Genomic DNA, 21231 nt, shown 5'->3' with positions numbered 1-21231 from the left:
GGATTTTAAAATTTTAACGAAGCTTTATACATTACTGCGGTTTTTCTGAATTCGCTAGGCGTAGAATCCGCAAATTTCTTAAATGCTTCATTAAATGCGGATTTAGAATTGAATCCGACTGATTCAGAGATTGCCAAAATGGAACGATCCGGATCTTCCAATAGCAAAACTTTTGCTTCTTCTATTCTCCATGAATTGATATAATCCGAAAATTTCATGGATAGACGTTGGTTCAAAAATTCAGAAAGCTGGTGATTTGTTAATCCTAGCTCGTCAGCAAGTTGAGAAAGTGTAAGATCTTCGTCTGCATAGACTTTCTCTCTTCTCATCAATGATTCCAAACGGTCCTTAATTTTGGATTCATCCATTCCCTTCAGTCTGGACTTTTTATAACGGACTTCTCTTAAACTTTTTCCTACAAAACCTAGCCAATTTGGCTCTCTTTGAGATAGTAAAAACCCCACCACCAGTAAAACCGGAAGACTGAATATACTTTCTTTTACGAATTCGATCCTTCTTAAAATGGATCCGGTCAATCCCCAAAAGATCACGAGACAAACTAGGCAGATGAAAATTAGGAACATTCTTCTGGCTCTTTCCTCATTCTCGTCTTGTTCAGAACGAAATAAGTAACTTCTGTACATCCAAAGCAAAGGTAGAAAATAAGAAAGGATCGAAATCTTAGGAGTGATTTGCAAGAACGCAAGTATACTGGAGTAACTGCGAGCTTGAGTGATCTCTTGTAATGTGCGAATTCTAAATTCTTCCCCACCTAACCAAAACGGTAAAAGTAAAATTATACAGAATAGATTGGGGAAAAAATGAAGAAGTATCTCTTTTCTAGAAATTTCCAGTCCGAGTAAAGTGATCTGAAAGTGGATATAAAGGAGAGGAGCGATCCCCAATGCAAAAGGGATATGGATCCCATATAAAATTGGATAAGTTCTGACTAATCCGGAAAGAAAAGTTGCCCCACCTACTAACCAGAGAGAAGAAAAGAACATGATTAGGGAAGCCCTGGTCCTTTCTCCTAAAGACGCAGGAGAAAGTAAGATTCCCAAGGACCAGATGCAGCCGAAAGCCGCCCCAAAAACTAAATATCCTGTTTCTATATCCATCTAACCTATTTAGAGATAGCAGATAGAAACTAGATTAAAAGTCAAAAATGATAACGAGAAAGTATCTCCGATGTTTCCGACTTTTTGCGAGCAGAGTTCCAACCTAATGTCTTACCTAATTCCTCAACAATCGTATGAAGCGATTCGGAAGAAGGAGCTCCCGGCACCCCCACTCCGGATCTTCGGAAGAAGAAATCCGTTCCCTTCTCTATTTTTTCTTCAGAAGCTATATAACGTATTTCGGCTGTACTGAATTTTTCTCCGTTGCTCAGACTTACCGATCCGTCGTTTGTTTTTTGGTATTTGAGTACTTCGTAAGCTAAACTTCCATACCGAGCGCCTAATGTTTCCAGGTATTCTCCGGAAAGTTTAGGATATTTTTTTGTTAACCCTTTGACTAAAGAGGAATGGTCCGAAAATTCTCCGGAATAAAGCGGGATCTGCTCCGTTTCACAAGGCAGAAAATTTCCCGGCAGATATTCGCATAGTTTATCAGTGATCTTCTCCGCTAAATGTCGACTGGTAGTATATTTTCCACCCAATGCAGTGAAGAATCCAGGAAGTCCTTTTTCCTTATGGTCTAAAATTTCAGTTTTACGGGAAGCATTGTATGTGTCCGATTTTTCACCGGGATCTTCCACAAGAGGTCTCATTCCTCCATAGAAAAAGTCCACATCCGATTCGGTCAGGTCGGAATATCCGAAAGCTACATTAATTTCTTCTAATAGACCTTGTATGTCGGATTTGGTGACCTTAAATTTATCCGGCGAGTCCGAGAATACTGTGTCCGTAGTCCCAATGATCGTTTTGCCTCTCCAAGGTAGAACGAACATATGTGTCTTGTCCCTTTTTTTCAAAACAATTGCCTTGGAGACCGTCAAAGCCCTAGTTATGATATGAATTCCTTTGGACCGGACTAACACTTTGTCCATTCCGACGCCAGCTAGAGATTCAATAAAATCCGCCCATGGACCGGCTGCATTTACTACCGTTTTTGCAAATATAGGATAAGTTTTGCCGCTTCTTTTATCCTTTAAGATTGCTTGGTATACGTCTCCTTGTCTTGAGATCGCAACTAACTCGGTATAATTAAGCGCCATTCCTCCTTTTTTTTCAGCAGAGAAAATGAACTCGCAAGTATGCCTTTCCGGATTTGTGTTCTGATAATCGTAATATAAAAATCCGCCTTTGAGTCCTTTTCTGGGCAGACTAGGCGCTTCCATTACAACCTCTTCCGGAGATAAAGATCTGAATTTAGGGATCCAGGAATCCGAACTGATATCCTTGTTTCTATCGTACGAAAAATAATCGTACATTCTAAGGCCGACATTCGTGATCAACTTTTCAGCATTAGAATATACTGGAATAATAAAGCCTAATGTTTTAAGTGCGTGAGGACTGATCTTTGCGAGTATTCTTCTTTCTCTTAAAGATTCTCTTACCAAACCGAACTCCGCATTTTTTAAATATCTTAAACCTCCATGGATCAACTTGGAAGTTGCCTGAGTTGTCCCGGAAGCAAAATCGTTTTTTTCCACCAGGAGCACCTTTAACCCGCGTAAGGTGGAATCCCACAAAGTAGTGGCACCCGTAATTCCTCCCCCTATCACTAAGGTATCGAAAACATGGGAGGAAATCGGAAAAGGAGAAGTTTTAGCGTCTTTCGTTCTGGCCATAGATTCACAGTTTGCATTTGAGAACTCGGTCGGTCAAGACATTAGAAATTACACAAGTTCTTTACTCTAAACCTGCAGATGATATTTTTTGCTTAGACCCGGTTCTTATTTCCCACTTATTTGAGGGACCTGAACCTAACGGAGTTCGATTCAATAGATGTCATATACTTCCTCCCGGGCAGGTGGTTTTCAAAACAAATGGGATGCCATTCTAGGTTTTTTTAAAAAGGACCCGGACAGGCAAGTCTATGAAAAAGAATATATTGAAGATCTAAAAAGACAAACTAGAAGTATTCAGTATCCGGGCGCAGTGCTTGCGATATTTGTTTGGTTAGGTTTTGCTTTTGGAACGGACCAAAAATTACATCCTGAATTTCCTGAACTTTTCTATTTTCGCATCGGATTTTCGTTAGTAGGGATTCTCAGTCTGATTCTCCTTCTCTTGGACACGTTGTTTAAGATACCAACTCGAAGATACAGCCTAGAAATGGCGTACACGTTCATCGCCTACCTACTCCTTTGTACTTCCTTTTTTACGGGAAGGATTGCGGACGATCCGAATTACGTATCCGGACTTCAGATCGCTCTCATGTGTATCGTATTCATCCCTCTTCCTAAAAATTCATATTTCGTATTCTTAATATTATCCCTAATCTCTTTCTTAAGTTCGGTTCTCATCTATTCCCCGAACTTAAGCACTCCTCAAGCCGCATATTCCATGCAGAATCTAGGAATTGCATTTCTTCTCACCTTAGTCTTTTCAGTGATCTTAGAAAGATATAGATTCGTAAGTTTTGTAAGCGGATTTAAGATCCAGGAAAGTAATCGGGAAATTTCGGAAAAGATGTTACAGATCCAGGCTTTGAAAGAAAAGCAGGATGGGGATTATTTCTTAACTGCGTTACTTCTTTCTCCTTTGATCAAATTGGACAATTCCGAAAATTCCGCAGTCAAAGTGGAATTCCTGTTAGATCAGTACAAAAAATTCTCCTTCAAAGAAAAGGATTATGAATTGGGCGGGGACTTCTTAAGCGCCTATATAGTAAAGATCCAAGACAGAGATTATACTGCCTTTATTAACGGGGATGCGATGGGTAAATCCATCCAAGGCGCGGGCGGTGCATTGGTACTAGGTTCCGTATTCAATTCTATCATTAGTCGTACAAGGCTCTCTCCGGAAGTCCAATCTAAATCTCCGGAACGCTGGCTCAAAGAAGCGTTCATAGATCTACAAAACGTATTCGAGACATTCGACGGATTCATGTTGATCTCGGCCGTTCTAGGAATAGTAGAACACTCAACTGGCGCAATGTATTATATCAATGCGGAACATCCTTGGCCGGTACTTTATAGGGACGGAAAGGCAATGTTCCTTGGAGCGGAATCTAATATTCGTAAATTAGGGATCTCTGAAATATTCGGCTCCAAGATCCAAGTCCAAACATTCCGTATGCTTCCCGGAGACACAATTTTCTGCGGATCTGATGGAAGAGACGATCTTGTATTAGAAGAGGACTTTTCAGGCAAGAGAGTCATGAACGAGGACGAAACGATCTTCTTGGCATCCGTCGAAGAAAGTGGCGGAGAATTAAAAACGATCCGCCGGTCGCTAATTAGCAGAGGAAAACTTTCCGACGATCTAAGTATATTATCTATTTCTTATAATCCTTCCAGAAACCCGTACATGGAAGATAAAAGATCCATTATGGAAGCTGAGGCGACCTTCCAAAAAGGAAATACAAAGGACGCAATACGTATCTTGGAAGAGGGACTTAAAAAATCGGGTGCAGTGGGAGAACGTTATTTCCCTCAGGTCGCCAAACTTCTATCCAAATGGTACGATAAAATATCCGAATTTAAAAAAGCGGCGGAATGGGCGGAGAAGTCCATTTCCTGGAATCCTTCTGAAACGGAGCTTTTATTCTACTCTTCTATTCTTTGGAAGAAGGCTTATACGCAGAGAAAAGACGCCGAATACTTAAAATCCGCAGCGGAACTTGGCGAGAAGTTAAGAGTACGTTTCCCGAATCATTTAAAAAACTTGATCAACCTATCGGATATCTATAGGTTATTAGGCAATTCTTTCCGAGCAAAAAAGTTACTGGATGAGGCATCCGTTCTTTCGCCGGATGATCCAAAGATCGCAGAGTTAAAAAAACGTCTGTAGGGCTTTACAAAATTAGGTCGTTGGAACTCCTACATCTGATATTTGATCTGATTGGAATGTCCTTTTTACCTTGCCCTCTGGAAAGATTCGTATTTATTGGAAACGTTTTTAATTAATCGGAGATAAGACTAAAATGTTCTACCACGAGCTCAATCCCAAAATCGACTATTCCAGATCGAATCTTAGATGGAACGCCTGGGGTGCAAACGATCAAGACTTTGGTAGAAAGGCGCAGATGCCTGAAATACTCAAACTTCTCCAAAGAGAGTTCAAGTTAGACTCTATCCGCGAAACTCCTGCAGTTTCCTTGGACGAGATCAGGCTAACGAATAGCAAATTAAGTCCTAACGATATCAAGAACCTAAGTGCGATCGTAGGGAAAAATAATCTTAAAACGGATAGATACGAAAGGATCTTTCATTCTGCCGGTAGAAGTTACTACGACGTTGTTCGACTTCACTTTAACACTCTCAAATCATTCGTAGACGGAGTGGTTTATCCTAAAAAAGATTCCGAAATCATTAAAATTTTAGAATATTGTTCCAAAAACAAGATCACTATCATCCCATTCGGAGGAGGATCTTCCGTAGTAGGCGGCTTAGAAGTCGTAAAAGGAAAAGGACAAAAGGCGGTTCTATCCTTGGACATGACCGAAATGAAAGAGCTAGTATCTTTCGATCCGATCAGCATGACAGCAACCTTCCAAGCAGGGATCTACGGACCTAAACTGGAATATGGACTCAATTTAAAAGGATACACTTTGGGACATTTCCCTCAGTCCTTCGAATATTCCACTTTGGGCGGATGGGTCGCCGCAAGAAGTGCGGGACAACAATCCAACAGATATGGAAAAATAGAAGAGATACTGATCTCTGCGAAACTGATCAGCCCGAGCGGAACTGTAGAAACTTTAAGAGCACCTGCTACTTCTATAGGCCCGGATTGGAATCAGATCATTGCAGGTAGCGAAGGACTTCTGGGAATTATTTCGGAAGTTACAGTAAAGATACACAAGATCCCGGAAACTAGAAAATATTTCGGACTCGTATTTTCCGATCTGCTCTCTTCCATCAATTTTATTCGAAAAGCCAACCAAGAAGAGATCAAAACTTCCATGATGAGACTTTCGGATGCGAACGAAACCAGACTTTACGAATATCTGGGAGAATTAGGAAAGAAGAATACACCAATCCGAAAATTCAAAAAATTCCTACAGAATTCCTACCTTAAGTTCACCGGGATCGGTGAGAATAAATGTGTGGTCTTGGTCGGCCTGGATGGATCTAGACAAGAAGTTGATCATTCTTTCAATAGCCTCAAAAAACTTTGGAAAAAAGGCGGAGCCGTCTTCGCCGGTGAAAAGTTAGGACAGAACTGGATCCACAGCAGATATAATATGCCATTCCTCAGAAACCACGTAATGCAGTATGGAATGGGAGTGGATACGATGGAAACTTCCAGCACGTACGATAAGTTGGAAGACCTACATCAGGCAGGAATTGAGTCCTTACAAACTTCCATCCCAGGTTCGATCGCAATGTGCCATTTATCTCATAGCTATCATGAGGGAGCTTGTTTGTATTATACTATCTTATTCCCGATGGACGCAAAAAAACCGGAAGATCAATGGTTTAAGATGAAAAGATCCGTTTCTGATACCTTCACTTCATTCAAAGCTCCGATCAGTCACCACCATGGAGTAGGTTTAGATCACAAAAAATGGTACGAATCCAGTTTAGGCAAACCAGGAATAGAAGCTTTGAACGGACTTAAGAAAGTACTGGATCAAAAAGAAATTTTGAATCCTGGAAAAGTATTCCATTCTTAAAATAGTCTGGAAATCTTGCAGTACAAGCCTGGGAGAGTTCCCGGGCTTTTTGTATCAGGTAAAGACGGGGCGTCTTCTTTCTAGGATAGATTTCATTCCTTCCTGCCCATTAGAACTAGCGATCGCTTGAGCGAGAAGTTCCACATCTCTCTTTTCTAAAGTATCCGCAAGTAGACGTTGAGAATCTCTAAGAGCGATTTTCACTCCTATCACGGACTCCATTGCCATATCCTGGAATTGAGAACACCATTTTCTGGCTTTCGGAATGACTTCTTCGGGAGTAGCTGATTCTTCGACTAGTCCGACTTGAACCGCCTCGTCCGCTTTTAGTCCTCTTCCGCTATATAAAAGATCTCGAGCGGTCTTCATTCCGACTAGATCTTTTAGAACGGTTCCCGCAGTGGATGGAAAATTAATGCCGATTAACGATTCAGGAAAACCTAATCTTCCTTTTTTCTCCACTAAAATTCTGTAGTCGGAGAATATAGCAATAACCGCTCCCACTCCCATAGAGTGCCCGTTCATTGCACAAACCACAGGCTTGGGAGAAAATAAAACTCTTCCGCAGGCTCCGAGCGCTTCTCTCAGAACTTCCTTAATTTCTTCTAGGTTTTTGCCTACAAAGATCTCAGGATCGAATCCGTTGGAAAAAAACTTGTCGTTTCTTCCGGATAGAAGTATCGATTTCACGGTTCTGTCGCTTTCCGCTTGTTCCAACACTTCCCTAAATTTGCGAAAAAATTCCCTTCCTAAAGAATTGGTCTCGTTTGTTTTGATATAAAGTTCTAAAATATGACCGTTTTTTTCTACGTCCAACATATTCACTTTCCTTAATATTAAAATCCGAACACTATATGGTTCAATTTGTCAGTACGGGATATTTTCTTCATTTTGATCTCGATACGATTCTGGTCGGCTCCATCCGTCCTGGAAACGATACGGGTAATCGTGGTCTTAGGGGGAAATTCAACTTCTCCCTGGACGCTAGTAACTGCCTTTACGTTCTTACCGCTGGAGTCCCATTCCACGGAACGAATTCCGTTTTCTGCGGTGTAGTAAGTCCATTCTTCTCCCGGTTTTCTGACGAGAACAATTCCATCATTCGGCTGAACAAGCGTCCATTGCGGTTTGAACAATTCCGCATTTCGATTGGAAAGAAGATAATAGATCACAGGAAAAGGTACGACTGTTTGTTTTCCTGTACTGGGATCCGATAGCACGATATCGTCCATAGCTTGTTCATGGATCTTATCTACGGACACTGCTTTGATCCGAATGGACTGTCCATCGCTATACACCTTAGAGACGCTGATCCCGAAGAGTTTATCCGTAAGTTCTATTTGCATTTTGCCGGTCGGCTTATCGTAAAAGATCTTTCCGGCCAAAGAGAATACGTCTTTTTTGGGGAAAAAATTCTGGATACGAATATCGAATTCTCCGGAATAAGAAGTATTCGATTCTTCTAATTTACGAAGTCCTTCTAAATATTTGGAACCTTCTTTCGATCTGGCACTCCAAAATTTGATTTTTCCTTTCTGACGAAATGTAACCTCTTCGATATCCGTAGTTACACAGGATTGGAAAAATAGAATAAAACAAAATAATGATCCGAATACGGAAATTCGAGCGAAATGGTTTGTATTCAAAACATGTCCTCCCGGTCTAAGATTTATTCGAGACCGGATTCGTTCTTAACCTCTCCAATTTTTCTCGAATTCGTACTTTGTCTTCCTTCTTTTGAAAAAGAGTTTCCGATTTTTCCCAGAATCGTCTAGCGTCCGCAAATTCTCTTCTTTCATGATGAACATCTCCTAAATGTTCACAGATCGTAGGATCAAATTCGTTTTTATCCTGCAGAATCTGAAAGGCAAGATTCAAATGTAATAAAGCCTCATCCACTCTTCCCTTTTTATAATAGATCCAGCCCAAACTATCCTGGTAAGCCTCGTTATCAGGAGCTAGTTCCACTGCTTTTCGGATGAGATCCAATGCCTCGTCTAAACGGATCCCTTTTTCGGAATAGTGATATCCTAAGTAGTTATAAGCGATCGGATTTTCCGGATCTAATTCCATGGACTTACGAAGGTCAGCTTCCATCTCAGGTATCCTTCCGAGTTTTTCCAAAGTAGAAGCCCTGTAAAAATGATATACGGAAGATTTCGGTTCCAACCGGATTGCTTGTTCGAATGCGCTCCTACTTGCTTCCAATTTTTCGGATTGGAATAACACGATCCCCAAAAGATAGTACGCGTAATGATTGTTAGGATCGTTCTTGAGAATATTTTGGATGATCTCTTCCGATTCTTGTATTTTACCCGGAGGATTTCCTCTGAGTAAAAATGCCAGATGTAATTCGTATTTTTTCGAATCTTCCGGAGAAGAAGTATATTGGATCGCCTTACGGACCGAGACGATGGATCTAAATACGGAACCTGATTGTTCGTATACTCCCGCTAAAAAATCGTATTGTTCCGCGAGAATTCTTGGATCCAGCTTTTCTTCTTCCGTGATCTTAATGGATTCCAGAAGTAAAGTTTCTGCAAGTGTGGATAATTGGGATTGGAGTGCAATCGATGCTACTTCTACCAATTCCCTGATATATTCTTTTTTATTAATATTTGGATCTCTTTTTTGGATTTCCAAAACCCCAAGTCTAATGGATAATCTTTTAGGAAATCTTTCCTTTAAAGGAAAAAGGATACGCCTCGCATCGCCATATTTGGAATTCAGAACGGAATAAAGCCCGAATAGGACTCCATCCTTATTCAACTTACCTTTCTTTTTTAAGTCCTCGAAATAACCTGCGGCCATGGATCTACTTTCTATAAAGTACATTTCTCCAAGCATCAACTCAACGGAAGAATTTCCTTGGATCTCTTGTAAGATCCTTTGTAATTGTTTTTTGGCCTGAGAAAACTTTCCCAGCTGGTCTAAAATTTTTGCGAGAAGAAATCGGACCTCCCAGTTTTCGGGTCTCATCTCCAGATAACCGGAAATATAAAAGAGAGCCTTTGTATTCTGGCCCAAAGCAAAATACGTTTTTCCTAAAGATAAATATACGAATTCAGGATATTTAGGATTCGAATCTTTTTGTTTGATCAAATCTCTAAGAGAACTTAAATACAAAACCGACTTTGCATCATTCTTTAAAGCAAGCTCGGCAGAGCTCAATAAATAGTAAAAATCCGGATCTTCCGAAAATTTACTCAAATGAGATTCTAAATAAGTAGCGGCCTTTTCGTATTCCCCGCTGTTCAAAAGGATCGTCCCTTTTAGAATATAGGATTCTCTAAAATTCGGGTCCGTTTTTTCCGCCAGATCCAGTTCGGAAACCGCGTCTTTCCATTGGCCTAAGTAATAATGAGCCAATGCCTTATTCCAACGAAACACCGCAGAGACAGGAACTCCTACAGATTCGGAGCAACGAATATAGTCCTGGAAATTTCGGACCGCTTCTATAATTTCTTCCGTTCTTTCTCTTCCCTCGGAATTTCTGGCCTTATTCATACTCTCTAAACCTAGAGAATAATAATAGGCCGGCCATACAGCTCTCGCCCTTCCGGAAGAATCTGTGTCCCTACATACAAAAACGGAGTTAGTATTTTGAGGAGAAGCAAATAAGGTACCTAGATCCAGAACGGATACCAGAAGGATCGGAATAATGCTTGCGTGTTTCATAATCCCCGGACTTGTATAGGGTTTGGAATCGAAAAAAGCGAAATCTTCACTCTCTCTACTCTCAAGCGAGGGACTCTATTCGTCTAACGAATTTTCCGGAACTTAAGGAAAGAAATTGTTCAGCATTCTCAAAGAAAAGAAGAAGTTATTCTTAACACTTTTGTTGATTTGGACCCTGGCAGCGATCTATATCTATCCCAGGAGATTCCAAATTTTACGTTCCTTTGCACTTTGGTTGGAACCTCCCGTTTTAAATCCTTCCCTCTCCGCAAAATTGCAGTCCAAGGGGGACGATCTATTATCCGAAAAAGTGGAATACAGGCAGATCGAACATTATCTCAGGACGGACCAGTTGTCCAAAGCTTGTGTACGCGCCTACAGAATAGGAAAAGAAGGTACCGGCGATATTTTCAGGATCCCAAGCTGGATGGAGGCAAAACACCAGGGCTGGACCATTGAAAGACTTTCCAACCCAAGCGAAACTAAATTTTCCACGGGAGAAAGACCGGTAGATCCATTCGAGTACTGGCAAGAATTCTACCAGATCCCTTTAGAAGCATTAGATTATTATAAAAGAGCTTTAAACTTCAATCCATTTGACGGTTATAATTCTCCTTCTGCCCAAGCTTCCCTCGGAAAAGATAAACCTGAGATCGCCGGCAAAAGTCTTTTGGAGAAGATCAGAATTTCTTCCTTCGCGTCTTGCCGCCCGGAAGAGGCGATACTTGCACATTTCCAAGCGATCCAAAGGATAGAAGAACTAGTATTCGAAAAATTGAAAGAAGCCAAACCTCCGTCCATTCCCTGGTGGAAACGTATCCTGAATTTTTTCAGTTTTAGTTGTAATAAGCAAGAAGAGGAAAATATAACGGAAGATCTTCCAAAAGAGATCCGTATCTGGAAAAAGATCACTGAATCGCAGTCTTCTCCTATCGTATTTTCCGAAGATTATCCGGATACTACTACATTAACCGCAAATAAGTATAAAACTCTTCTTTTAAAAACCTTAGAATTGCTCAGACTTAGGACGGACGAGTCACATCCTTCCCTTTCTCCGGAAGAATCTGTTTCTTTATTCACCAGAGTTTTATATTTTTCCTGTTCCAAAAGGACAATACCAGCAGAGGCAAAATACTGGGGAGCAAGCGCAATCGCTGCTATTCCTTGCGAAACTTCGGATGTGGAAGGGTCAAAACTATTCTATTCCAATCTGAATCGAAATGCCCAATTGTTCTATAAATTGGGAGACAGAGATTCCAATTATAGGAAAAAAGCGAAGGAAATGTTCGAATCTGTTTATCTGTCTTCTGCAACCGATTTAGGCGTAAGATTCCAGGCAAAACTTATGAGAGTCAGATGTTTATTGCACGAATCAAATTTTGATCAGGCTCTTAAAGAATTGGATGCTTTGGATACCGAAGTTTACACCGTAGATCCGAATTATCGAAATGATAAATCGGGTTACGAAGACCTGATCGAAGATAAAAAGAAACTATTGCAGTACACACTTCGTCGAAAAGGAAGATACGAAGAAGCAGACGATATTTTCGATGAAAAGAATTAAATACTTCGATTATAATGCGACCCATCCTCCTATCCCAGGTTTATTAAATAAGATCTTAGAAGAATATGAGGATGATTTTTTTAATCCTTCCGGACCTACACGATTTTCTTTAGCCAGACAGGGCAAAATCGAAGAGGCTCGAAAAGTTTTAGCAAAACTCACAGGGAAAGATCCGAAAGGGTTTGTATTCGTATCTTCCGGTACGGAAGCCGATTATTCTCTCGTTTACTTTGCAAAACAATTTATCAAAACTATCGCCTATCTTTCTCCTTTCGAACATGCTGCCATGTATTCTTCTTTTAGAAGTTTAGGAATTCCTTATAAAGTTTTGAATACAGATAGATCCGGGCTTGTTTCCCCTTCCGAATTAGAATCTAATCTCAAAAATGAGCCCGGCCCTGTATTCGTATTACACGCAGGTAACGAAACAGGTGTGATCCAACCAATCCAAGAATTAGCCGAAATTTCCGAGAAATACGGAATGCCATTTTATTCCGATCTAATCCAATCATTCTCCAAAATCCCAGTGCCTTTTTCCGTTCTGAACGGATTCACATTCTCCGGTCATAAAATCGGCGGCGGGCTCGGTTCTTCCGTCTTATGGTTCGACCCGAAACATCTACCGGAAGGAGGAGTATTCCAAGGAGGAAATCAAGAGAATGGACACAGAGCCGGAACTGAAAATTCTCCTTCTATTATTGCCTTGGCAGAAGCAGCTAAAATCCAGTTTGCGGAAATGGAGAATAAGAACAAAAGGCTGGAATATTATAGAAATAAGATAGAATCCAAACTCAAAAGTTTGGGTGCAGAGATCGTGGCAGAAAATTCACCTAGACTTTTTTCCACAACGTTCGCTCTACTTCCTTTGGACGATCTGGACTTTTTTATGATGGGAATGGAAGAGAAAGGATTTGCAGTTTCAACAGGTTCATCTTGTAAATCCAGGTCCAGAGAAGCAGCGCCTTCTTTACTCGCAATGGGATATTCTAACGACGAAGCGCTTAGAGCGATCCGAATTTCCACAGGCCTATATACAACGAAAGAGGAAGTTGATTCTCTTTTGCTAGCTTTGGAAGAAACAATTCTTTCTATTAAATAACGACCTATTCCGGAAATACAGATCCATGTCGCAAATGATAGTCACGTTTTTCAGGCAAGCCCGCGCAATAAGAGTTTATTTTCCGATACTGGATGCCATCTCTTCTGCGTATCTGTCAGTCATTCCCGCCACGTAGTCGCATACACATCTTTCCAGTCCTTCTTTTTCGATTCTTCTTCTATAGGTTTCCGGAATAGAATCAGGCTGTTTTCTGAAATGAAAGAATAATGTTTCTATCATGTCTCTCCCTCTATCGCTCGTAACTACCACGGAAGGATGTCTGTAAAGAGTTTTGTAAAGATAAGATTTTAGTTCTCTGACCTTCTCTCCATATGAAGGTTCATAGGTTGCGATCCTTTTTCCTTCTTGGTAGATACGATTTAGATCGTTTCGATCCGAAATTTTCCATTCGGAGATCCTGGATTCTATTGTTCCGATCATATTAGAGACCATACTATTGGTCAATTCTCGGATCACAGTCCTTACAAAAACTTTACCGTCCAGTTTTGGGAACTTCTCCCTTACCATTTTGGAAGTCTCACCCCAGAGAGAAAGTGAGTCCAGATCTTCCGCCTTTAGATACCCCATTTCCAAGCCGTCATCTATATCATGACTTGTATACGCTATCTCATCCGCTACGTCCGCACATTGGGATTCTAAACTTGGACCTTCGTTCTTTCTTTCCTTTCCTAAATTGGAGCCGCTATATTCAGCACCATGTTTCATCATACCTTTTAAAGTTTCTTTGGAAAGATTGAGTCCTGGAAATTCCGGATAACGTGTTTCTAAAATTGTAACGATCCTGACCGATTGTTTATTATGTTCAAACCCGCCGAACTCTCCCATCAGATCGGAAAGCATGTCTTGGCCGGCATGTCCGAAAGGTGTATGCCCCAGATCGTGAGCGAGTGCGATCGTTTCCGCAAGAAGTGAGTTGAGCCCCAGTGCGGAAGCGATCGTTCTAGAGATCCCTGCGACTTCCAAAGTATGAGTGAGTCGATTACGATAATTTTCCCCTACCGAATAAACGAAAACCTGAGTCTTATATTGTAATCTTTTGAATGCGCTAGAATGAACTACCCTATCTCTATCTCTCTGGAAAGGAATGCGGTACGGGTGTTCTTCTTCTTTGTATTCTCTTCCGCCGGTCTCATCCTGTAAAACTGCATAGCCGGATAAGAGAGAATTTTCAGCTTGGATGATTTGATTTCTGTCTTTTTGCACCTAGAACCAATTTGGTATCTAAAAAGGGCGAAAGCAAGCCAAACAAATCTAGTTTTTCGATTCCAATTTGCTCTGGATAAGTTTCACTGGTGGAATTCTACTCGGTAAACAAAAACATTCATGGATCTAGTCAATATCCCGGATTTAGTCAATTTTTTTTCCCGCTTTGGGAATGAGTTCTCTTACCTAGCAGTTTTCTCCACTCTGATTCTCTGCGGTTTCGGTCTTCCGATCCCGGAAGATATATCCTTGGTTTCCGGCGGAGTTTTAGCCGGTTTAGGATATGCAAATGAACATGTAATGTTCGGCGTGGGAATGGCGGGAGTTCTTGTAGGAGACGGCTCCGTATTTTTATTGGGAAGAGTTTTCGGAGAGAAGGTATTACAAATTCCTTTTATCGCAAAGTTTTTGACTCCGGAAAGATTTTCCAAAGTGCAAGAAAAGTTTTCTAAGTACGGTAACTGGGTCGTATTCATGGCAAGGTTCATGCCTGGACTTAGGATGCCTATTTATCTAACAGCAGGGACTTCAGATCGTATTTCCTTCTTTAGATTTTTATTCTTGGATATGTTCGCAGCAGCCATTTCCGTTCCGATCTGGGTTTACCTAGGACATTATGGTGCAAAAAACTTGGACCAGCTAGGCAGATTGGTCCACCAAGGGCAAATTACGGTCTTTGTATTATTAGGAATTTTTGTATTAGGCCTAGTTCTATATTTCACGGTCAAAAAGAAACGTTCCGAGAAATAATACTTTTACTCGACATAATTTTATGAATCTATACAGTTTGGTTAGATATGGATGTTCTAACCCAACCTGTGTTGGTGCTGAACGCGACCTATGTCCCGGTTGCGATCCGAACCGTTAAAGACGCCGTAATCCTTCTCATTCTCCGAAAAGCAGAACTCATTAAAGACGAAAAAAGCCACTTTATCAGATCCGAGAAACTTAAACTTTCCACTCCTAGGATCATTCTACTAACAGACTATTACAAAGTTCCTAAACGTAAGCATAAACTCTCTAGAGAAAATATATTCTTAAGAGACGATCATGAGTGTGTGTATTGTAGACGCAAACTACCTTCCTCCAAACTCACCTTGGATCATGTGATCCCTAAAAGCAGGTGGGAAGAGATCCCTCGAGAAAAAAAGCCAAAGGACTACCATACCTGGGAAAATCTGGTCACTGCTTGCAGGGATTGTAACACCAAAAAAGGAAACAAACTTCTGCAAGAACTCAAGTGGGAGATCCCTGAAAATCGGTCGACAAACAAGAGACGTTTTCCACAATTTTCAGTATCCACCCAATTGGTCGAAAAATTCGGCTGGGCGGACTATATACACAGCTAAATGAATCTTTTTTTATCAGGAAGAATGCGTACATTCTTCTCTATTTCACTACTCATCTTTTCCTTATTATCTTGTTATAATTACTCCACGAATCGGGTTGTAACCACTCCACCTACTTTGGTAGGTATCACTTTGATCGGCACAGGAGTGTACGAACTCAGATTGAGAGCAGGAAATCCGGAAGCATTTTTTAGCGGTTATACTTTGTATACGGGAAGTACTGCGGACGCATCTAGGAATCCTGCCGATTTTTCTTCCGGAAAAGCATGTGAACTTCCCTTGAATATGCTCCCGAACCAACCAAAAGAATATTCTATCGAAGTAAATCCGACTGCCGGCCCACTTGCGGTCCCTGGCGCCGGAGAAAATACAAACAGAGTCTGTAAAATTGTGGCTACTTTAAATTCAGGCGATTACGTAACTCTTAGATCTTCCGTGATCTCTTTGGATCTGAACAGCGGAACAAAGGATATTTACGTATTCTCTATGCCTTCGAATACGTTGCAGGTTCCTTAATCTTTAAACCAAACGCTTATCTTTTTAAGAGTAGTTTCCGTATCTTCTTTCCAGATACTTTTGGGAAATTTTTCCAAAAACTCTTCTAATTCCTTCTTAGCGGTTTCCAATTCTTCTCTTAAACGTAGTAGTGCAGGATTGTCTTCCTTCTTTAAGTAGACCGGATTTCCATCGGTGAACTGAAAATATTTTTCGATCGCTTGGGCAGCTTTCTGTTTAGCTAGTTTATAAAATTGGAATCCTTCTGGATCTTCCTTAGAATTTTCTAAAATTACTAAAGATGCATTCTGGAGAGAAGAAAGTAAAACGTCCCTTAGTTGGACCAATTCCTTAAATAGAATATCCGTCTCATATTCTCCGGAATCAGGATGATACTTACGAGAGAGTTCCCGGAATCTACTCCGGACTAAGTTTGCGTCGAATTTTTTGGGGAGTCCGTAAAAGTCCAGGGCACGGCTCAGCAGGTCCCCGTCTTCCAACCCAATTTCCTATGAGCTAGGAATTTTTTGAGTTGGATCTTGGATTGAACCATATTCAACTCTTTGCGATATTCCTGCAGAATGATCTCCATCTTTTCCCCTACTTGGGAATTCAAATCCCTGGACTCCTCCAATTTTTGAAAGATCATATCGGAGAGTCGAATAATTTCCAGAGTTTGGGGAGAAGATTCTTCTAATTGTTCTATCTTGCGGTCCAATCGTTTCATCTTTTCGACTAGATCAGAATTTTGGATTTCAAGTTTGGCAGCCGCCTCTCCATCCCCGAAGCCTAAAATTTGCAACTGGCGTTTTTGGAGTTCGATCAGTTTGTCTAAAAAAGAAATTTTCTCCTCATAATAAGAGGAAAGTTTTTCTTCCATAGAATTTTGATTTTTAGAAACCCTGCCCGCCATTTTTAATTTTAACCTTGGAGAGAGAGCCCAGTTCCTCTGGAACCGGCGGAAGGCATAGGGACTACGGAAGAAGCTTTTTCCTTCTTCTCAATTTCTTCCCAAGCAAGTTTTAGATCTTCCAGATATTTGATGATTTCGGAAAGGATCTCGCTGTCCTTCTTCATGTTAGCTTCGAGTAAGCGCTTTTTAATATAAACATAAATTCCGAGTAGATTGTTTGCGACCTCTCCCCCGTTTTCCATGTTCAGGGCAAGCATCAGCTCAGTCACGATCTCTTGGGCTTTTAGGATATTATTGTTCACCACGTCGTACTTGCGGGGTGTATTATTCTCGATGGCAACGTTCAGGAAGCGAATTGCTCCTTCATATAACATCACGATAAGCCGGCCCTGACTCACAGTAGAAATTTCGTTGGATTTATACTGTTCGACGGACGCCGTCGATTTTCTAGCAAGTGACATGTGTCTCTCCTGAAATACTTTTCGACAAAATTCCGGACCGCCTTAACGTGGACTGGTAATTCTTAGCGTATCGGATGCGAAAATTCTTGGCAAGCCTGTTTCCCAAACCCAGAAAAAAGCTTGTCTTTTTGGCCTCCGGGCGGGGGAGCAACCTAGAAGCTGTCCTTTCAGGGATCCAAAAGGGAAAAATCCCGGCAAATCCAGCAATTTTAATCACAGACAACCCTGAGGCGCCCTCTATCCAGATTGCAGCCGGTCATAATGTCCCGGCCAGGATCCTAGATTGGAAGTCTTATTCCAAAAAGGAAGAATATCATCTGGACCTTCTTCGCACCTTGGAAGAAATCTCTCCTGATCTGATCGTGGCCTGCGGATATATGAGAATTCTAAAACCGGAGATCATCCGGGTCTTTCGCAACAGGATCATCAATATACATCCTTCTCTTCTTCCAGCATTTGCAGGTCTCCACGCACAAAAACAGGCATTCGATTACGGAGTCAAGTTCGCGGGTTGCACCGCCCATTTTGTGGACGAGGGTGTGGATTCCGGTCCGATCATTTTGCAGGGAGTTGTTAAAATCGAGGAAGGAATGACCGAAAGAGAATTGACTCTTGCCATTCTCAAAGAGGAACATAAAATCCTGCCCCTCGCGGTTAAACACTTCTGCGAAGATCGGCTCGTAATCAAAGACAGGAAGGTCTCAATCCTCTAGCATGATCAAAATCACTCGTGCCCTCATTTCAGTTAGCGACAAAACAGGACTTATCGGATTTGCTAAGTACCTTGAATCTAAAGGAGTGGAAATCATTTCCACCGGCGGAACTCTCAAAATACTTACAGAAAACGGAATCAAAGCGATCGCAATAGACGATTATACTGGATTTCCGGAAATTTTGGACGGAAGAGTAAAAACTCTCCACCCTAAAGTCCACGGAGGACTTTTAGGCGTGACCTCCAAACCGGAACATAGACAGAAGATGGAAGAATTAAAAATTCCTAAAATCGATCTGGTAGTTGTGAATTTATATCCTTTCGTTCAGACTGTTTCTAAACCAGGAGTCCATCTGGACGAAGCAATCGAAAATATCGATATCGGCGGACCTTCTATGATCCGTTCTGCAAGTAAAAACTACAGACACACTGTTGTGGTCACTGACCCGAACGATTATAAAACGGTGGAAGAATCCATGAAGGTAAACGACGGTTCCGTGGACGCGGACACTTCTTTCCTTCTTATGAGAAAAGCGTTCTCTCATACTGCAATGTACGATACTGCGATCTCTTCTTGGTTCAATAAACTTGCCGGGGAGAAGTTCCCAGACATCCTAAATCTTTCCTTCACCAAAAAACAAAAACTCAGATATGGAGAGAACCCTCACCAAGGAGCGGCATTCTACGAGCCTTTGTTTACTAAGAGCGAATTTTCTCCTCTACAAGGAAAAGAATTATCTTTTAATAATATGTTGGATTTTGATGCTGCATTCCATATTTCAGCACTTCTTCCAGATAATACCGTTTGTATCATCAAACACTTGAATCCTTGCGGGATTGCGTATGCGGACGATACATTAGAAGCTTTTCGTTTAGCCAAAAGAACGGACCCTATTTCTGCATTCGGGGGGATCATCGGGATCAAGGGTACGGTCACCGGCGAACTCGCAGTTTTGATCGGCGAAACTTTCGTAGAAGGTGTGATCGCTCAGAAGTTCGAACCCGCTGCTTTGGAATATTTCTCCAAAAAACCGAATGTTCGTTTGATTGAGATCGCAGATTTCCAAGAAGCATTGGATGAAATGGATTTGAGACCGATCCATCATGGGATACTTCTGCAAGACAGAGACTATGCGACCATTACAGAAAAAGATCTGAAGATCGTTTCTAAAAAACAGCCTACTGAGGAAGATATCAGAGGTCTGATGTTTGCTTGGTCTACGGTAAAATTTATCAAGTCAAACGCGATCGTTTATACGGAAGAGAATGCAACCTTAGGGATCGGTGCAGGACAAATGTCCCGAGTGGATTCGGTCCAATTAGGTGCGACCAAGGCTTTAAACGTAGGGCTTTCTGTTGTGGGTTCTTATGTTGCAAGTGATGCATTCTTTCCATTCAGAGATGGAATAGATGCGATCGCAAAAGTAGGCGCAAAAGCAATCATCCAACCCGGAGGTTCTATCCGGGACGAAGAAGTGATCAAGGCTGCCGACGAGCATGGATTGATCATGGTGTTCACCGGCATGAGGCATTTTAGGCATTAAGATGGAATTTTTTCTCTACCTGATCTATTTAGTGATCACGTTAGTGGTCGTTTCCTTGGGAGATTATTATTTCCGACTCATTTATTTAAGCGGAAAAGATACTTTCGAAAAACAGGAGCTGACTGATTGGGCGAGAATCATTCCTTCTAAGATCGTTTCTATTTTTGAATCTGCGGGAAGTCTACAACACGGGCTTCTCGCATTCGGACTTTCCGCATTTTTTGCGTATGTCTGGACACTGACCGGAGGGCTCATTGGCTCTCCTCATTATACGGATTCTTTTGGAAATTATTTCTTTCTTTCTTTTCTGATGCCAGTGCTTGTGCTCGCATTCTACTCTTTTATCTCTTCCGAAATTTTAAGAGCGGCTAGGATCTCTCGAAACGGCGGTTCTTTTTTGGCAAGGCTTCTCAACCAAGAGATTTCCCTACTTTCGGGGATCTTTATCTCAGTGATCGCCTCGAATCTGGCGGTTTACGGCCTGTACCATGAAATTTCCTTTCTATTCGTTCTTCCAAACGTTCTGATCCTGATGGTCCTTCTCATCTTAAGATGGAACGGAAAGGTGAAATTCGGGGGAATTCGTGTGGACAGAGAGGAAGAAGATGCAGACGATTTGGGGGAAGATTCCTAATTCTTGTTCGGTTTTCTGCCGATAGTTTAAGAAGTATGAAAGGGCAATCCATCTTCCTGTTCTTATTCTCCCTACTCCTTCCTTGGAGTTCCGTATTTTCTCAGTTTCCGGGAGATAATTCCAGAAATAACGGCTCCAAACCCACCTTAGACGGATTTGCAGAAGTCTCCTGGGAAGCTTCTTATGCCCAAGTCAGAGACAAGTTTTTATCCTTAGCAGCAAATCCTCAGAGTGATGAAAAAATAGAAGTAGTTCATGAAGATAAGGAGAAGTCTCTACTTGTAAGACGAAATGGGATCTTCTATCTATACCGTTTTTATTCCACTCCTAAATTGATCCTTGATTCCCGCCCTAAAGACAAGAACCAACCTCGTCCTGAAAAAGAAACTTCTCCGGAAGAAGACGAACATTTGGAGCCGGGTAAATTATTCTCAGTCGGAGTGTCCTTTCGTTATCTTCCAGGCAAAGACGTTCAGTCCAAACTGGAAAATAAATACGGAAAACCTAAAAAAGAGACCCTGGATGATAAGAAGATCGGTGGGGCTGTTATCTGGGAATTGACAGACGAGAGACAAGCCCCTCCTGCAGGCGGATTCATTGTCCAATGGAAGGAAGCGTATAAAAAACAACCTTTTACCAGAAGAGTGGATTATTTCAGCTCTAAGGTAAAATCTCAGATCGAAAAAGAATATAAAGAGTTCTTCTCTGCAGAAGAAATCAAAACTTTAAGAGATCTGATCCCGTAAGAAATCCTTGACCGAGGGCGCTT

At 41.4% G+C, this 21231-nt stretch carries 20 protein-coding genes; 11 read left to right on the top strand and 9 right to left on the bottom strand.

What is annotated here, in order from left to right:
* Positions 1-5: 5 nt before the first annotated feature.
* The gene (locus LEP1GSC185_RS18395; RefSeq protein WP_008592746.1) at positions 6-1118 is read right to left on the bottom strand and encodes an AraC family transcriptional regulator; all 1113 of its coding nucleotides are present in this window, start codon (positions 1116-1118) and stop codon (positions 6-8) included.
* Between the two features lie 41 nt (positions 1119-1159).
* The gene (locus LEP1GSC185_RS18390) at positions 1160-2794 is read right to left on the bottom strand and encodes a glycerol-3-phosphate dehydrogenase/oxidase (protein ID WP_008592582.1); all 1635 of its coding nucleotides are present in this window, start codon (positions 2792-2794) and stop codon (positions 1160-1162) included.
* A 157-nt stretch (positions 2795-2951) separates the two neighbouring features.
* Here LEP1GSC185_RS18390 and LEP1GSC185_RS18385 point away from each other — a divergent pair, with 157 nt between their 5' ends.
* Complete coding sequence (locus LEP1GSC185_RS18385) at positions 2952-4961, top strand: SpoIIE family protein phosphatase (protein WP_008592974.1); 2010 nt, start codon at positions 2952-2954, stop codon at positions 4959-4961.
* Between the two features lie 133 nt (positions 4962-5094).
* Positions 5095-6789 carry an FAD-binding oxidoreductase gene (locus LEP1GSC185_RS18380; protein WP_008592898.1) on the top strand — a complete coding sequence of 565 codons (1695 nt, stop codon included), beginning with the start codon at positions 5095-5097 and terminating at the stop codon, positions 6787-6789.
* A 54-nt stretch (positions 6790-6843) separates the two neighbouring features.
* Here LEP1GSC185_RS18380 and LEP1GSC185_RS18375 read toward each other — a convergent pair whose 3' ends face one another.
* Genes LEP1GSC185_RS18375 through LEP1GSC185_RS18365 form a run of 3 tightly spaced genes read right to left on the bottom strand, consistent with a single transcriptional unit; the run spans position 6844 to position 10467 of the window.
* The gene (locus LEP1GSC185_RS18375; protein WP_008592889.1) at positions 6844-7608 is read right to left on the bottom strand and encodes an enoyl-CoA hydratase/isomerase family protein; all 765 of its coding nucleotides are present in this window, start codon (positions 7606-7608) and stop codon (positions 6844-6846) included.
* A gap of 17 nt (positions 7609-7625) precedes the next feature.
* Positions 7626-8435: a hypothetical protein gene (locus tag LEP1GSC185_RS18370; RefSeq protein WP_008592979.1), complete on the bottom strand. Its 810-nt coding sequence runs from the start codon at positions 8433-8435 to the stop codon at positions 7626-7628.
* A gap of 16 nt (positions 8436-8451) precedes the next feature.
* On the bottom strand, positions 8452-10467 hold the full coding sequence (locus LEP1GSC185_RS18365) for a tetratricopeptide repeat protein (protein ID WP_008592082.1): 2016 nt from the start codon (positions 10465-10467) through the stop codon (positions 8452-8454).
* Positions 10468-10582: 115 nt separating this feature from the next.
* Between LEP1GSC185_RS18365 and LEP1GSC185_RS18360 the strand changes: the two genes are divergently transcribed.
* Complete coding sequence (locus tag LEP1GSC185_RS18360; protein WP_008592238.1) at positions 10583-12031, top strand: YfgM family protein; 1449 nt, start codon at positions 10583-10585, stop codon at positions 12029-12031.
* Complete coding sequence (locus LEP1GSC185_RS18355; protein ID WP_008592362.1) at positions 12018-13130, top strand: cysteine desulfurase family protein; 1113 nt, start codon at positions 12018-12020, stop codon at positions 13128-13130. Before LEP1GSC185_RS18360 ends, LEP1GSC185_RS18355 begins: the two co-directional genes overlap by 14 nt.
* A gap of 75 nt (positions 13131-13205) precedes the next feature.
* Here the strand turns inward: LEP1GSC185_RS18355 and LEP1GSC185_RS18350 are convergent, their stop codons facing one another.
* Complete coding sequence (locus LEP1GSC185_RS18350; protein WP_008592423.1) at positions 13206-14354, bottom strand: deoxyguanosinetriphosphate triphosphohydrolase; 1149 nt, start codon at positions 14352-14354, stop codon at positions 13206-13208.
* A gap of 120 nt (positions 14355-14474) precedes the next feature.
* Between LEP1GSC185_RS18350 and LEP1GSC185_RS18345 the strand changes: the two genes are divergently transcribed.
* The 3 genes from LEP1GSC185_RS18345 to LEP1GSC185_RS18335 are packed head-to-tail and all read left to right on the top strand — an operon-like array spanning position 14475 to position 16219.
* Complete coding sequence (locus tag LEP1GSC185_RS18345; RefSeq protein ID WP_008592424.1) at positions 14475-15104, top strand: DedA family protein; 630 nt, start codon at positions 14475-14477, stop codon at positions 15102-15104.
* Positions 15105-15151: 47 nt separating this feature from the next.
* Entirely contained in the window at positions 15152-15703 is a 552-nt protein-coding gene (locus LEP1GSC185_RS18340) for an HNH endonuclease (protein ID WP_008592506.1), read from the top strand.
* A complete protein-coding gene (locus tag LEP1GSC185_RS18335) occupies positions 15704-16219 on the top strand; it encodes an LIC11661 family lipoprotein (protein ID WP_008592083.1) in 516 nt (171 codons plus the stop codon).
* Here LEP1GSC185_RS18335 and LEP1GSC185_RS18330 read toward each other — a convergent pair.
* From LEP1GSC185_RS18330 to fliS, 3 genes are read right to left on the bottom strand one after another with little or no spacing between them, the layout of a single operon-like run.
* Positions 16216-16698, bottom strand: a complete 483-nt coding sequence (locus LEP1GSC185_RS18330; RefSeq protein WP_008592924.1) for a molecular chaperone DnaJ — start codon at positions 16696-16698, stop codon at positions 16216-16218. The genes LEP1GSC185_RS18335 and LEP1GSC185_RS18330 overlap by 4 nt on opposite strands.
* Entirely contained in the window at positions 16677-17111 is a 435-nt protein-coding gene (locus LEP1GSC185_RS18325; protein WP_008592596.1) for a hypothetical protein, read from the bottom strand. The genes LEP1GSC185_RS18330 and LEP1GSC185_RS18325 overlap by 22 nt, the downstream gene beginning before the upstream one ends.
* A gap of 8 nt (positions 17112-17119) precedes the next feature.
* Entirely contained in the window at positions 17120-17572 is a 453-nt protein-coding gene (fliS, locus tag LEP1GSC185_RS18320) for a flagellar export chaperone FliS (protein ID WP_008597271.1), read from the bottom strand.
* Between the two features lie 86 nt (positions 17573-17658).
* Between fliS and purN the strand changes: the two genes are divergently transcribed.
* Genes purN through LEP1GSC185_RS18300 form a run of 4 tightly spaced genes read left to right on the top strand, consistent with a single transcriptional unit; the run spans position 17659 to position 21208 of the window.
* Positions 17659-18285 (top strand): phosphoribosylglycinamide formyltransferase, encoded by a 627-nt coding sequence (gene purN / locus LEP1GSC185_RS18315; protein WP_008592347.1) that lies wholly within the window; start codon positions 17659-17661, stop codon positions 18283-18285.
* A 1-nt stretch (position 18286) separates the two neighbouring features.
* Positions 18287-19828 carry a bifunctional phosphoribosylaminoimidazolecarboxamide formyltransferase/IMP cyclohydrolase gene (gene purH, locus LEP1GSC185_RS18310; protein ID WP_008592430.1) on the top strand — a complete coding sequence of 514 codons (1542 nt, stop codon included), beginning with the start codon at positions 18287-18289 and terminating at the stop codon, positions 19826-19828.
* 1 nt (position 19829) lies between these two features.
* On the top strand, positions 19830-20462 hold the full coding sequence (locus LEP1GSC185_RS18305) for a hypothetical protein (RefSeq protein WP_008592066.1): 633 nt from the start codon (positions 19830-19832) through the stop codon (positions 20460-20462).
* Positions 20463-20497: 35 nt separating this feature from the next.
* Positions 20498-21208: a hypothetical protein gene (locus tag LEP1GSC185_RS18300; protein ID WP_008592960.1), complete on the top strand. Its 711-nt coding sequence runs from the start codon at positions 20498-20500 to the stop codon at positions 21206-21208.
* The last annotated feature ends 23 nt before the right edge of the window (positions 21209-21231 follow it).

It is taken from the genome of Leptospira licerasiae serovar Varillal str. VAR 010 (genome assembly GCF_000244755.1).
Classification (GTDB): Bacteria; Spirochaetota; Leptospiria; order Leptospirales; family Leptospiraceae; genus Leptospira_B; species Leptospira_B licerasiae.
The sequence above is the reverse complement of the archived record's forward strand: the minus strand, read 5'-3'. Positions and strand labels throughout refer to the sequence as shown.

Excerpts from the sequence above, each read along its gene's own strand:
- LEP1GSC185_RS18340 (WP_008592506.1), top strand. The coding sequence starts at position 15,152 with ATGGATGTTCTAACCCAACCTGTGTTGGTGCTGAACGCGACCTATGTC.
- LEP1GSC185_RS18305 (WP_008592066.1), top strand. The coding sequence starts at position 19,830 with ATGGAATTTTTTCTCTACCTGATCTATTTAGTGATCACGTTAGTGGTC.
- LEP1GSC185_RS18300 (WP_008592960.1), top strand. The coding sequence starts at position 20,498 with ATGAAAGGGCAATCCATCTTCCTGTTCTTATTCTCCCTACTCCTTCCT.
- LEP1GSC185_RS18390 (WP_008592582.1), bottom strand. The coding sequence starts at position 2,794 with ATGGCCAGAACGAAAGACGCTAAAACTTCTCCTTTTCCGATTTCCTCC.
- fliS (WP_008597271.1), bottom strand. The coding sequence starts at position 17,572 with ATGTCACTTGCTAGAAAATCGACGGCGTCCGTCGAACAGTATAAATCC.
- LEP1GSC185_RS18385 (WP_008592974.1), top strand. The coding sequence starts at position 2,952 with ATGTCATATACTTCCTCCCGGGCAGGTGGTTTTCAAAACAAATGGGAT.
- LEP1GSC185_RS18325 (WP_008592596.1), bottom strand. The coding sequence starts at position 17,111 with ATGGCGGGCAGGGTTTCTAAAAATCAAAATTCTATGGAAGAAAAACTT.
- LEP1GSC185_RS18375 (WP_008592889.1), bottom strand. The coding sequence starts at position 7,608 with ATGTTGGACGTAGAAAAAAACGGTCATATTTTAGAACTTTATATCAAA.
- LEP1GSC185_RS18345 (WP_008592424.1), top strand. The coding sequence starts at position 14,475 with ATGGATCTAGTCAATATCCCGGATTTAGTCAATTTTTTTTCCCGCTTT.
- LEP1GSC185_RS18355 (WP_008592362.1), top strand. The coding sequence starts at position 12,018 with ATGAAAAGAATTAAATACTTCGATTATAATGCGACCCATCCTCCTATC.
- LEP1GSC185_RS18365 (WP_008592082.1), bottom strand. The coding sequence starts at position 10,467 with ATGAAACACGCAAGCATTATTCCGATCCTTCTGGTATCCGTTCTGGAT.
- LEP1GSC185_RS18380 (WP_008592898.1), top strand. The coding sequence starts at position 5,095 with ATGTTCTACCACGAGCTCAATCCCAAAATCGACTATTCCAGATCGAAT.
- purH (WP_008592430.1), top strand. The coding sequence starts at position 18,287 with ATGATCAAAATCACTCGTGCCCTCATTTCAGTTAGCGACAAAACAGGA.
- LEP1GSC185_RS18335 (WP_008592083.1), top strand. The coding sequence starts at position 15,704 with ATGAATCTTTTTTTATCAGGAAGAATGCGTACATTCTTCTCTATTTCA.
- LEP1GSC185_RS18395 (WP_008592746.1), bottom strand. The coding sequence starts at position 1,118 with ATGGATATAGAAACAGGATATTTAGTTTTTGGGGCGGCTTTCGGCTGC.